9 protein-coding genes are annotated in these 13144 nt (G+C 35.4%); 5 read left to right on the top strand and 4 right to left on the bottom strand.

Annotated elements, in window-relative coordinates; genetic code table 11:
• Window positions 1-126: 126 nt before the first annotated feature.
• From JM83_RS04720 to JM83_RS04730, 3 genes are all read left to right on the top strand, one after another.
• Window positions 127-1092, top strand: coding sequence for an N-acetylmuramoyl-L-alanine amidase (locus JM83_RS04720; protein ID WP_222430211.1), 966 nt, complete (start codon window positions 127-129; stop codon window positions 1090-1092).
• 288 nt (window positions 1093-1380) lie between these two features.
• Window positions 1381-1977 (top strand): hypothetical protein, encoded by a 597-nt coding sequence (locus JM83_RS04725; protein WP_144959866.1) that lies wholly within the window; start codon window positions 1381-1383, stop codon window positions 1975-1977.
• A gap of 1 nt (window position 1978) precedes the next feature.
• Window positions 1979-3181: a serine hydrolase domain-containing protein gene (locus JM83_RS04730; protein ID WP_186434946.1), complete on the top strand. Its 1203-nt coding sequence runs from the start codon at window positions 1979-1981 to the stop codon at window positions 3179-3181.
• Window positions 3182-3673: 492 nt separating this feature from the next.
• Here the strand turns inward: JM83_RS04730 and JM83_RS04735 are convergent, their stop codons facing one another.
• The 4 genes from JM83_RS04735 to JM83_RS04750 are packed head-to-tail and all read right to left on the bottom strand — an operon-like array spanning window position 3674 to window position 8430.
• Window positions 3674-4915, bottom strand: coding sequence for an NAD(P)/FAD-dependent oxidoreductase (locus JM83_RS04735; RefSeq protein ID WP_144959870.1), 1242 nt, complete (start codon window positions 4913-4915; stop codon window positions 3674-3676).
• A 12-nt stretch (window positions 4916-4927) separates the two neighbouring features.
• A complete protein-coding gene (locus tag JM83_RS04740) occupies window positions 4928-5929 on the bottom strand; it encodes a 4-hydroxyproline epimerase (protein WP_144959872.1) in 1002 nt (333 codons plus the stop codon).
• 3 nt (window positions 5930-5932) lie between these two features.
• Window positions 5933-7501 (bottom strand): aldehyde dehydrogenase (NADP(+)), encoded by a 1569-nt coding sequence (locus JM83_RS04745; protein ID WP_144959874.1) that lies wholly within the window; start codon window positions 7499-7501, stop codon window positions 5933-5935.
• Complete coding sequence (locus tag JM83_RS04750) at window positions 7501-8430, bottom strand: dihydrodipicolinate synthase family protein (protein ID WP_144959876.1); 930 nt, start codon at window positions 8428-8430, stop codon at window positions 7501-7503. Before JM83_RS04750 ends, JM83_RS04745 begins: the two co-directional genes overlap by 1 nt.
• A gap of 145 nt (window positions 8431-8575) precedes the next feature.
• Between JM83_RS04750 and JM83_RS04755 the strand changes: the two genes are divergently transcribed.
• Window positions 8576-9418 (top strand): AraC family transcriptional regulator, encoded by an 843-nt coding sequence (locus JM83_RS04755; protein WP_144959878.1) that lies wholly within the window; start codon window positions 8576-8578, stop codon window positions 9416-9418.
• Between the two features lie 523 nt (window positions 9419-9941).
• Complete coding sequence (locus tag JM83_RS04760) at window positions 9942-13142, top strand: SusC/RagA family TonB-linked outer membrane protein (protein WP_144959880.1); 3201 nt, start codon at window positions 9942-9944, stop codon at window positions 13140-13142.
• The last annotated feature ends 2 nt before the right edge of the window (window positions 13143-13144 follow it).

Raw genomic sequence — 13144 nt, forward strand, 5'->3', positions numbered from 1 at the left:
CTGTTATGGAATTTAAAGAATATTTATTATTCAATTAAAAACAGCAAAAGAGTCTACTACTTAAATCAAGAGATAAGTCTCACGGAGGACAAAAACAGTCCATATAGTTTTTTTAAATATATTTTTTTGAGATCAAAACACCTAAAAAATAAGGATGAATTGAGATCTATATTGTTACATGAAAAATGTCATTCCAAACAGTATCATTCCTTAGATATTATGTTAATTGAAGTACTAATGTGTTTTTTATGGTTTAATCCATTCATTTGGTTATTTAAAAAGGAAATAGAGACAAATCATGAATTTTTGGCCGATTCATTTGTTGTGAATTCGGGAATAGATGTCAACTATTATTCAACTTTAATAGTAAATCAATCTAAAAGTCATATTTCAGGAATTTATAGTGGATTCAGTTTAATAAAAACCAAAAACCGTTTAAATATGTTACATCAACAGAAACCTTCAATTTTCAAAAACTTTCTTAAAATTAGTTTTGCTTTCATTCTTTGTACAGGTATTTTCGTCCTTAGCTCATCATCTCCGGTAAAAGAAAACAAATCGTTCGTGGTCTTAATTGATCCAGGTCATGGCGGCAAAGATCTTGGGAGTCTTGATGAAAAGACTATAAATTTAGAAATAGCAAATCAACTTATAGAATTGTCCAAAAGCAGTAACATTAGAATAGTTTCGACAAGAGATTCCGATAAATTTATATCTCTGAATGACAGAGTAAAAATGATAGATAAAATTAAGCCAGACTTGTTACTTAGTTTGCATTGTAATGCATCAGGAAATAGCGAACAAAAAGGGGTAGAAGGTTATTATTCACCAAATAATCTTTACGATAAAGTTTCGAAATCATTCATTGAAATTTTAGTTCAAAAACAGTTAGAAAATGAGAGTGACAATGGAAATATTAAATCTGTAAATTTTATAATACTTAGAGATCCTAAAGTTCCATCCGTACTTTTAGAATTAGGATTTCTTACTAATAATATGGACTCCGAAAGACTCCGCGATAAGAAACAGCAAAAAATAATAGCAACCAGAATATTGGATGGGCTAGAGCAAATAAGCTCAATATCAAAATAATATCACATATATCTAAATAGAACTCGTGCCTAAAAGCGCGAGTTTTTTATTTGTCAACTGCCAAGTCGTTTAACAGCAATAGCTGGCATTTGATTAAAAAGCGATTTTTTAGACATCATGTAACAAAATAACAAAGCTGATAATAAAGCCTCCCTACTTGCGTTCACCAAGCCGTTATGCCTTATTTTTAAGGGAAAATCGTAATTAATAATAAATATTCCAAACTGTAACAAGCTGAAATTTTGATTGTCTTTATGGAAACAGTATAAACCTTAAAACCATAAGATTATGAAAATTTCAATAATGTTGATCCTATTTTCTTTACTAACAAACCTCTCTGTACAATCTCAAGAATTCGAATATTCTTTTAAGGAAGTTTATGAGATTTTGGCACCTACAAAATTGAATATTTCCTCAAGTAATAGTAATATAAAAGTTATATCTCACGACAAGGAAAATATAGAAGTTTATTTCGTTGTCAAAAAAGATAAAAAATTGCTCTCGGACAACAAGAAAAATTTAACTCAATTAATCAACGAGCAATCCAAATTAAATATTCAGAGTTCAGCAGACGAACTAAAATTGGAAGTTACAAATGCTGTTAAAGAAGGCTACATTAATTCAAAAGATGCAATCATTATAGATTTTATAGTCTATGTACCAAAACAAACAAGTTGTGACTTGGTTTCATCCGACGGTACTATTACTTTAAAAGGACTAAACTCTAACCAAAAGTGTGTTACAAATGATGGCAATATTGAGCTAATCAATATAAACGGTGACGTAATTGCCAAGACTTCAGATGGAGATATCATTATAGAAAATGTTATTGGAAATGTAGATAGTCAAACAATGGATGGACAAGTCATTAAAACAAAAAGATAACATGGATAAACCTATCTACTTATTTTTATTGTTTACGATAATGACTTTTTTTCAATCTTGTAAAGAAGATATTAAATTGAGCCAAATCAAAACCTACAAAGGAAATGATATAAGTATTGATGCTTTAGATGATTTTTTAAAAATTCAAATGGACTCATTAGGTATTCCAGCCTTATCGATAGCCATCATTAACGACGGGGAAATAGCATATCATAATGCACTGGGGGTCTCTACCACAACTACTAATCAAAAAGTTGATGAAAACTCTATCTTTAGTGCCGCGTCCCTTGCTAAATCAACTACAGCTTTTTTTGTGATGAGATTAAGTGAAAAAGGAATTATTGATTTGGACAGACCATTGTATTTCTATCTTCCCGAAAAAGACTTAGAAATAGATCAGCGCTATAAAAATATTTCCGCAAAGATGGTGTTAAGCCATAAAACTGGCTTTCCAAATTGGCGTTGGTTTGATAAACCCCCAAATAATTTAGAAATAGATAGAGGCGATTTTTTCATGGTTGATGACCCAAACTCTACATTTACATATTCTGGGGAAGCATATGCATATTTAGGAAGAGTAATCGCCCATTTAAATTTTGTTAATATGAATGAATTAGGCGATATATTTCAAAAAGAAGTTGCTGAACCATTAGAAATGAAACACGCTTACGTTGTCTGGGATGATTACTTATACAATAATAAAGTATTTGGACATATTGACGGAAAAGCATTAAAAAAAGAAGGAGGAGGAGGTTTGCCATATATAAATTCATTGATGTATGGTGGGCTTAGTACCGAAGCAAATAGCTACGCTAATTTTTTAACTTCTATTATGAAAGGAAAAGGATTGCATCCTGAAACTTACAAGGAAATGCTAAGTCCACACACTGTGATTCCTAGCGATAATGTAAATTATACAGAAGATGGAATTACTCATTGGGGTTTAGGATTTGGTATAAAGCCAATGAAAAATGATACTATCTATCGCCACGGTGGCTCAGTTAAAGGTGCCCAGTCTGAATATGCATTTAGTGTTAAAAAAAAATATGGCTACGTATTCTTTGTCAATTGTGAAAAAGGGAATGAATTTAATGAGAATTTAGAGAAGTTTTTGGAAATGGAAAACAATAATTACGAGAAAAAACAGGGGATAACATCGTTTTCTCATGACAAAGCTCATTTCTTCTCCCCCAACCACTTGTAATAATTATCTTTGATTTTAGGATTTTTTCGATATATATTCTTGATCTCTTTCCTTATTAGATTCCATAAGGATTTGATAGAGTTCAAACTTTTCGTTCTCTATCCGCAGCTATGAAGTAAAATAAGAGCAGCCTTGTCTAATAAATCAGTGGAAATTCTGAAATTATTGTGAAGGATTTTCTGGTGAAAATTGGTTTATTAGGTACACTGAAAAATTTTCTTTCGGAAAATTAAAAAGATTCTCCCCGGTACTCTTTTCTTCTCGTTCACTTTTCAATTTAAACTTAAAGTTTCCATTTTATTAGGATTGAATTTACAAGAGACCCCTACGATTCAGTGGCTATAAAAATATTAGCAATTACTATTAAGGTCATGGTTTACCGGATAATTAGGTAATTTATATTAAAAAATAAAAAAGGGGTATTCTAAAATCTCAAATCACATAAATTTTTTAAGCAATATTTAAAAAAATGTTAATAATTATATTATTCTTCTAAAACCTTTCAATTCTGAAAGGTTGTAAGTTTACAGAAGTCTTTTGCCCAACTATAATTTCAGAAACCAGTTTGCCTGTTATTGGACCAAGGCTCCAACCCATCATAGCATGACCTGCCGCTACAGTAAGATTTGTATATTTATAAGTTCTACCAATAAACGGAAGACCATCGGGAGAAACGGGACGAAGTCCGCACTTACTGTCTTTCTTTTCTTTTGAAGAAATTTCAATATTTCTATAAAATGAACTTACAGCTTTCGAGATTGTTTCTATACGATTTTTCCTAATGATAGAGTTATTCCCGGAGAACTCCATAGTACCTGCAAAACGCGTAAATCCATCCATAGGAGTTACGGCAACTTTTGCTTCAACCAAGATCGCCGGCATACTGATTCCAGTAGTACGGTTTACATCAATGCTATAGCCTTTACCTCCCTGAATAGGAATGTTAAGCCCTAATTTTTTTGCAAGATCAAAAGTCCAGCTACCCGCTGCAAGTACAAATTCATCAGCTCGAAAAGAATTCTGTTCTGTTTCTATAGCAACAATATTTTGATTCTCAATCACAATATCTTTCACGTCCTGCCTAAGTTCAAAATGTACCCCATTATCCTCAAGCCAGTCTTTTAAACTATTCATAAAATGATTTGGGGTGGTATGCCTGTCACACTTATAATGTACAGCCCCCATTACTTTGTCAGAAAATACAGGCTGAATCTTTTTAAGAGTTTCTCCAGAAATAATTTCAGCCTCCAGACCTTCTTTTACGGCACGTTCTGCCATTTTTAATTCTTCTTCTTTACCCCTCTGGGAAACAAATGCCATTAAAAGTCCTTGCTTTTCATAGTGAAATTTGAAATCACCAGAAGTCAAAATTTCTTCATATAAATCCCTGCTTTTGAGATTTATCTCCTTTATAATAGGTACAGCCTTTTCTACATTAGATACAGATGCAGATTTTTTAAAGGCCCAGGCCCATTTAAAGAAGTCAATATCAAGTCTAGGCTGAATATAAAAAGGGCTGGCACTGTTAAACATCCATTTAAGTCCTTTATTAATCATTCCGGGAGATGCCAAGGAAATAAAATGGCTTGGAGTTAAATACCCTGCATTGATAAAAGAGGCTCCGGTTGTAAGATCTCCTTTATCAACTACAGTAACTTCGCAACCATTTTTCACAAGGTAATAAGCAGAAAACAAACCGATTATTCCACCTCCTATTATAACTACTTTTTTCAATTCCCTAAAGATTTATAAAACCTGAAATCCATGAGCATACGGATCGTCATCATCAATAATAATAGTGTTATACCCGGTAACCACGGCCCAGCCTTCAATACTGGGGATAATGGCTTTTTTATGATCCAATTCTGTTTCTTCTTCTATCCTACCTATAAATTTACTACCAATAATACTCTCATGTATAAACTGATCCCCTTTTGAAAGTTTACCTTTTGCAGACCACTGTGCCATTCGCGCAGAGGTTCCAGTGCCGCATGGCGAACGGTCTATGGCTTTATCTCCATAAAAAACAGCATTCCGAGCAGTAGAATTTTTATCGATGACAGCACCAGTCCATAGAATATGGCTCAGTCCGTTTATTGTCTTATCTTCGGGATGGACAAAAGAATTATTTTCATTTAATTTACTTCTAATTTCCCTGCTCCAAGTTATTAGCTCACTTGGTTGATAATGCTCCAGTCCTCTAAAATTCTCCTGCACCTCCACTATAGCATAAAAATTTCCGCCGTAAGCAACATCTACCTTTAATAATCCAAGGTTATTACTACTAACTTCAATATTTTCTTTTGCAAGATAGGATTTAATATTGATGAGTTTTACCGATTTTACCTTTTTACCCTCCTGCACATAACCAACATTTACAATTCCCGCAGGAGTTTCCAATTTCAAGGTACCAGGGTTCTTGGGTGTTATCAATCCTTCCTCTATCATGACCGTTACCGTACCAATAGTACCATGTCCACACATGGGAAGGCAGCCGCTGGTTTCAATAAAGAGCACCCCAACATCATTATTAGGATTGGTAGGTGGAAACAGAATACTTCCACTCATCATATCATGGCCGCGGGGTTCAAACATAAGTCCTTTTCTTATCCAGTCATATTCTCGTAGAAAATGCTGCCTTTTCTCACTCATGGTTTCCCCAATCAAAATAGGTCCACCCCCTGCCACAACTCTCACAGGATTGCCACAGGTATGAGCGTCTACACAAAAAAAAGTTTTTCTTGCCATTGGTTATAAACTGTCTTTAGTGATTTTTCCGTTTACATTTCTTGAAATCCCCAAAGGATTCTCATTCTTTAATTCCTTAGGTAGAATGGAATTTGGCCAGTCCTGATAGGAAACCGGACGCACCCATCTTTTCACAGCGGTTAATCCTACAGAGGTAAACTTGCTGTCTGAAGTTGCAGGAAATGGTCCTCCGTGAGTCATTGCTGCACATACTTCTACCCCGGTTGGAACTCCGTTGAAAATTAACCGCCCCACCCTACTCTTCAAAGCATCTATTATTTCGGCAAAATCCTGCAACTCTTTTTCTTCGGAATTAAGAATTGTACCCGTTAACTGGCCTTCCAGGTTCCTGATATTCTCCAAAAGTTGCTTTTTATCATTACATTTCACAACAACTGAAAAGGGTCCAAACACTTCTTTATGAAAGTTTTTATTCTTCAAGAAGGTCTCGCCATCAACCGCGATTATCTGTTGGCGTGCATAATTTACTTTTATTTCTTTGGAAGAAGCGCCAACTTTAGTAAACCCTTTCTGCGAAAGAAGCTCTAACGTTGATGTTTCGTATTGCTTTTTGATATTTGGATGCAACATACATGTGGGCTCTATTTTTTCTAAAGATTCTCCCAAAACTCTTACAAACCTATCAAAACCTTCACCCTTAATCCCAAGGATCAAACCCGGATTTGTGCAAAACTGCCCTGTTCCCGCTGTGATGGATCCGGCATATTTTTCCGCCCATTCTTCAGCATTATTTTTTAAAGCTGAAGGTAAAATCACCACAGGATTTACACTTCCCATTTCAGCATAAACAGGAATGGGTTCTTCCCTCTCTGCTGCCAGTTTGCAAAGGGCGGTTCCCGCTTTAATACTTCCTGTGAAGCCCACTGCTTTTATTTTCGAGTGTTTTACTAGCCATTGGCCAACTTCTATTCCGCTGCTATTTAAGTTGGAGAAAACTCCATCCGGCATTCCTGTTTCTTTTGCAGCTTTCAAAATTGCTCGTGATACCATCTCACCAGTCCCTGCATGTAAGGGATGAGATTTGACAATTACAGGGCAACCGGCTGCAAGTGCGCTTGCGGTATCTCCTCCTGCTGTTGAAAATGCGAAGGGAAAATTGCTCGCTCCAAATACTGCTATCGGTCCCAAGGGAGTAAGTATTCTTCTTATATCGGGTTTTCCTTCTGCTTTACTTATTATTGTTTCTACCCAGGAACCTTCCTTGAGCATTTCTGAAAAAGAGCGTAACTGGCTGGATGTCCTAGCACATTCTCCTTTGGCCCGCCCTTCAGGCAGAGCGGATTCTTTGGAATAAATATTTGTTAGTTCCTTGCCGAGGGCTTCAATTTCTGAAGCGATGGCCTCTAAAAATCTGGCTTTTTCGTTGGCACTTTTGTTTTTATAAACTTCAAAAGCTTTACTTGCTTTGTCTGCCGCCTTATTTACTTCCTCTTTTGTTGCTTCGTAAAAAACAAATTCATTTTCCGTATTTGCTTCCGGATCTATAGTTTTATAGATAACACTTCCTGTTGCCGAAAGCTCCTCTCCTATATAATTCTTTCCTGTTATCATTACTGCTGTAAACTTAAATTTTTATAATCTGGCAAAGTCGGTCTATTTTGCATAGCATCATTGATGATTGCCAGAACACGTTCTCGCTCTAAACCCTCTAATGGCAATCTGGGCGGCCGTACATTCTCGGTTCCCAAGCCCGTAGCCACCTCGGCCAGTTTAATATTCTGCACCAGTTGCGGAGAAATGTCCAGTTCCAACAAAGGCATAAACCAACGGTATATTTCCAATGCTTCTTTTATTTTTTCAGCCTTCACTAGCTCATAAATTGCAACAGTCTCTGCAGGATAAGCCGCAACTAAACCGGCTACCCATCCATCAGCTCCTGCAACCATACTCTCCAGAGCCAGAGTATCTACCCCGCATAAAATTTTAATTCGGTCTCCAAAATTATTCTTTAGTCTGGTAATATTGCTAATGTCACGGGTAGATTCCTTTACTGCTTCAATATTATCACATTTCGCTAGTAATTCTTCAAACATTTCGATGGTAACTTCAATTTTATAGTCTACGGGATTATTGTAAATCATAATAGGGAGAGAGGTGCTCCTTGCAATCTCTTTAAAATATTCAACTGTTTCCCTATCTGTTGCTTTATATCGCATGGGAGGTAGAAGCATTAAGCCATTAGCCCCTATTTTCTCTGCACGTTTTGCCACTGAAATGGCATCTTCTGTGCTTTGTTCTGCAATATTTATTATTACTGGCACCTTACCTTTAACCATTTTAAGCGTAGCGTCTATTAGCCTTTCCTTTTCTTCTGAATTTAAGGTACTGGCCTCACCCAAAGTTCCTCCCAAAATAATTCCCGTAACTCCGGCCTCTAATTGAGCGGCGATGTTTTTTTCGAATGCTTTAAGATCGAGTTGATCATCATCAGTAAATTTAGTTGTAACAGCAGGCATTACACCTTTCCAATGTAGTTTCATATTAATTTCATTTTTTCTATTCAAATCTAAAGTTTTACAAATGGATAGATTTTGTATTTATTATCGAGAACTTATATTATCTTACCTGTTTTGTTTGAAATTATCTATTTTTCTTGTAATATATACTAAACTTAAAAGATATTTCTTGAAAGTATTTCCTTTTAAAATACCCAAACCCGAGTTAGATGCCCTTGTATACCAGGAGGATCATGAAATTGTCTTTTATAATCAACTACATCAACACGAAGAAATTCAAATAAGTTATATCGTTAAGGGATCTGGATCCTTAATAGTAGGCGATAGCATCAACTACTATAAACCAAATGACATCCTTATAATTGGGGAGAATATTCCACACGTTTTCAGAAGTGATTCTTCCGTCATTTCTGAATCTATTATGTATTCCTTATTTTTTACTAGGAGTTCATTTGGAAAGGATTTTTTTAATATTAGTGATCTACTTGAATTGAGTTCGTTTTTTAATGAATCCGTTTACGGAATGAAACTTTTATCTCACCAAAATGAGATTATAAGGTACTTTCAGGAAATGAAAATGAAAAATCGAATAGTACGTATTGCTTCCCTTTTAAATATCTTAAACCTAATTATACTAGCAGAAAAAGAGCAATTATCTTCTTTCGTTTATAGAAAAAAATATACAGATGCAGAGGGGAAAAGAATGAACGACGTTTTTCAATACGCTATGGATCATTTTAATGAATCTATTTCTTTAGAAGAAATTTCCCAAAATGCAAACATGAGTAAAAACGCGTTCTGCCGATATTTTAAAAACAGAACCAATAAAACATTTTTCCAATTCCTTATTGAAATACGAATTGAAAATGCCTGCAAATTGCTATATAAAGAAAAAGACCTATCTGTAGCATTAATTTCAGAATTTTGTGGTTTTCATAATATCGCAAATTTTAATAGAAAGTTCAAAGAATTAAAACATATGACTCCCTCTCAATATCGCTCTCAGTTTTAAAGATCTATCTTATTAAAATGAGTTATTTAAGTATATTCTTTATTGTTATAAAAATGATACTCCATTTTTTTCTGATCGACCGTCCAAATGGGGAAATTAATGCAGTTTATTACTCTATTAAATCATATTGCTAACTCCATAAAAAATATTTTCATAGATCGCTTATTAAAACTTTAAGATCTTCCCTCCTACGCCATTCCCACCAAAAAAAACTATTCCTATAATATATAATTAACAATTTTTTAGAATATCCTGGATTTGGGTTAATATAGTATCATTATCAGATAATAAGAGATTATTCATTTTTCGTATTATCCTCTACTTTGGTTATAATAATTTTTTGTTTGTCCGTAAAGCATCCCAAACTGAAAAATGATGTCATTCTGAACTTGTTTCAGAATCTCATTTCAATGTAAATCAATGTAATATGGAGACCCTGAAATAAATTCAGGGTGACAAAAAAGCTTTTAGGGTAGAAAACGGATATACATAATAATTTTAAAGAATTAAACAAATCCACAGTATGAAGAAAAAAATATTACTCTTAGTTTTTTTAGGGTTATTTCAGATTCTAACCATTTATGCCCAGGAGATGACAATAACAGGAACTGTCACTGATGAAACAGGTATGCCATTGGGCGGTGTTAATATAGTGGTAAAAGGAACCTCAAAAGGAGTTCAAACAGACTTTGATGGGAATTATTCTATTGAAGCAGTAAAAGGCCAGGTTTTGGTGTTTTCTTTTGTTGGTTTACAAACCGCAGAATACACAGTTAGCGACACCAGTGTTATTGATGCAATGTTGGCACCAAATGCTGCAGAGTTGGATGCCGTTGTTGTTACCGCCTTTGGAATTCAAAGGGAAAAAAACACCCTCCCTTACGCTGCACAACAAATAGATGGAGATGAAGTTAACCAAACCAAAGTGGGGAATGTTGCGTCTGCTTTATCAGGGAAAGTATCTGGTTTGCAAATTACGCAAGGAAATGCGATAGGCGGATCTGTAAATGTTGTAATTAGAGGAGCAAAATCATTGACAGGTAACAATCAAGCTCTTTTTGTGGTCGATGGTGTTCCAGTAGACAATTCGAATACAAATTCTGCGTCTCAACAGTCCGGGGGTGGAGGATATGATTATGGAAATGCTGCAGCAGATATTAATCCCAACGACATAGAATCAATTAACGTTCTAAAAGGAGCCGCCGCTAGTGCTTTATATGGGTCGAGGGCCGCAAATGGTGTAGTAATGATCACCACTAAAAAAGGAAAACGGGGTTTAAACATTGCTATTAACAGTGCTTTAATTGTTGGTCAAATTGATGAATCCACTTTTGTAACCTATCAAAAAGATTACGGAGCAGGTCGTTCAGCTGAGTATGATAAAGATGGCTTTTTGCTATCAGATGTTAATAACGATGGGACAGAGGATTTAGTGGTTCCCACTTTTGCTCCTCGTTCTTGGGGTCCAAGATATGATAACAATTTATTGGTTTATCATTGGGATGCATTTGACCCATCTTCTCCCAACTTTCAACAGCCCAAACCGTGGGTGTTCCCCGAGAACGGCCCGGAGACTTTCTATGAAACCTCTGTGTCTACAAACAACAGTATCATTGTAAGTGGGAATATCGCCGAAAAAGGTTCTGTAAAATTTGGTTATACTAGAAATGACGAAAGAGGAACTGTACCTAATAGTCAGGTTTTAAAAAATATTTTGAGTTTAAACACAAGCTATAACTTAAAAGAGAACCTGACCCTGTCTGCAATGGCTAATTATTCACAAATAGACGGAAAAGGAAGATACGGAACTGGTTATGACAGTGGACGAAATATCAACAGCACGTTCAGACATTTTAATCAAACCAATGTTGACATCCAGGAACAAAAAGATGCTTATTTTAGAACACGCAGAAACATTACCTGGAACTGGGCAGATCCTACCACTCCAGAAGGAATAAGACCTGCATTTTCCAATAACGCTTACTGGACCATTTATGAAAATTATCAGGATGATCAAAGAAATAGGATCTTCGGAAATATCTCCCTAAACTACAAGTTGACAGACTGGTTAGAGTTGCTTGGCCGTGTTTCTGTAGATAATTATAATGAATTCCAACAAGAGCGAGTGGCTGTAGGGAGTTCGGGAATCGCATCGTATTCCAGATTTGACAGAAGGTTTAATGAAACAAATTATGATTTTCTTGCAACGATTAATAGAGAATTATCCGAAGATTTTGATCTGAGTGCATTGGCAGGAATCAATTTGAGAAGGAATACCCTAAGTTCTGCTTATTCTTCAACTTCGGGAGGGTTGGTAGTACCTCGATTATATGCCATCTCTAATTCGGTAGGAACTGTCCCTGCTCCAATAGAAACTTATCAACCTAAAGCCGTGGATGGTTACTTTGCAGGGGCTACTGTAATTTTTCAAGACTTCTTAACTTTAGATGGAACCTTCCGAAGGGATATATCCTCGACTCTTCCTGAAAATGCTAATGCGTATAACTATTATGCACTTTCTGGCAGCTGGCTTTTTTCCCAACATTTTGAAAATTTAGAATGGCTAAATTATGGAAAACTAAGAGCGAATTATGCAACGGTGGGAAGTGATGCGCCGTGGGGAAGTATTAGTGATGTTTATGCTAAGCCTAATCCGTTTGGAAGTGGATTATTATTTTCCCTTCCAGACACTAAAAATAATATTGCCCTAAGACCGGAAATGACGGAAAGTAGAGAAATTGGAATTGAAATGGCATTCTACAAAAGCCGTTTTGGTTTTGATGCCTCATACTATCACACCAATACGGTAGATCAAATTATACCTGTAGCGGTATCCCTGGCAACTGGTTACACCAGTAAATTTATTAATGCAGGGGATATAGAAAATAAGGGGATTGAATTATCTGTTTATGGAGCCCCAATTCGTACTGATGATTTTTCTTGGAATATGAATATTAATTTTTCCCGAAATAGAAATAAAGTGCTTTCCCTTTATGAAAATAGTTCTAATTTGAGATTAGCTTCATTTCAAGGTGGGGTTAGTTTAAATGCATCTGTTGGGAGACCCTATGGAGAATTACAAAGTGCAGATTATGAGTACCTAGATGGTGAAAGGGTCGTAAAAGAAAATGGACTGTGGAAAGTATCTTCTACCACTTCTAATATTATAGGAAACATAAATCCAGATTGGATTGGAGGAATAAGTAACACCTTTAGATATAAAGATCTTTCCTTAAGTTTCTTAATTGATGTGCGCAAAGGTGGTGACCTGTTTTCATTGGATATGTACTATGGTAGTGCTGCAGGACTTTATCCACGTACTGTTGGTTTGAACGAATTAGGAAATCCTGTTCGGGATGCCGTTGAAGATGGCGGAGGAGTAATTTTGCCCGGTGTCACAGAAGATGGAAGCCCCAATGACAAAAGAGTAACAATAACATCTAATAACAGTTTTTATGAACCGCAGTCAGAATTTGTTTACGATGCGAGTTATGTGAAATTAAGGGAGTTATCTTTATCTTATTCAGTACCAGAAAAATTAACTCCCAAGTACTTTCAGGATATTGATTTATCCATTATTGGAAGAAACCTTTGGATCATTCATAAAAATGTACCTTATGCAGATCCGGAAGAAAACCTTTCCTCAGGTAACATTCAAGGTTATCAAAGTGGATCTTATCCTACTACTAGAACAATAGGCCTTAATGTTAATTTGAAATTATAAAA

It is taken from the genome of Gillisia sp. Hel_I_86, from assembly GCF_007827275.1.
Classification (GTDB): domain Bacteria; phylum Bacteroidota; class Bacteroidia; order Flavobacteriales; family Flavobacteriaceae; genus Gillisia.

What these genes read in the sequence shown, in the direction of transcription:
- JM83_RS04725 (WP_144959866.1), top strand. Translation starts at nt 1,381, where the DNA reads ATGAAAATTTCAATAATGTTGATCCTATTTTCTTTACTAACAAACCTC.
- JM83_RS04730 (WP_186434946.1), top strand. Translation starts at nt 1,979, where the DNA reads ATGGATAAACCTATCTACTTATTTTTATTGTTTACGATAATGACTTTT.
- JM83_RS04740 (WP_144959872.1), bottom strand. Translation starts at nt 5,929, where the DNA reads ATGGCAAGAAAAACTTTTTTTTGTGTAGACGCTCATACCTGTGGCAAT.
- JM83_RS04745 (WP_144959874.1), bottom strand. Translation starts at nt 7,501, where the DNA reads ATGATAACAGGAAAGAATTATATAGGAGAGGAGCTTTCGGCAACAGGA.
- JM83_RS04750 (WP_144959876.1), bottom strand. Translation starts at nt 8,430, where the DNA reads ATGAAACTACATTGGAAAGGTGTAATGCCTGCTGTTACAACTAAATTT.
- JM83_RS04760 (WP_144959880.1), top strand. Translation starts at nt 9,942, where the DNA reads ATGAAGAAAAAAATATTACTCTTAGTTTTTTTAGGGTTATTTCAGATT.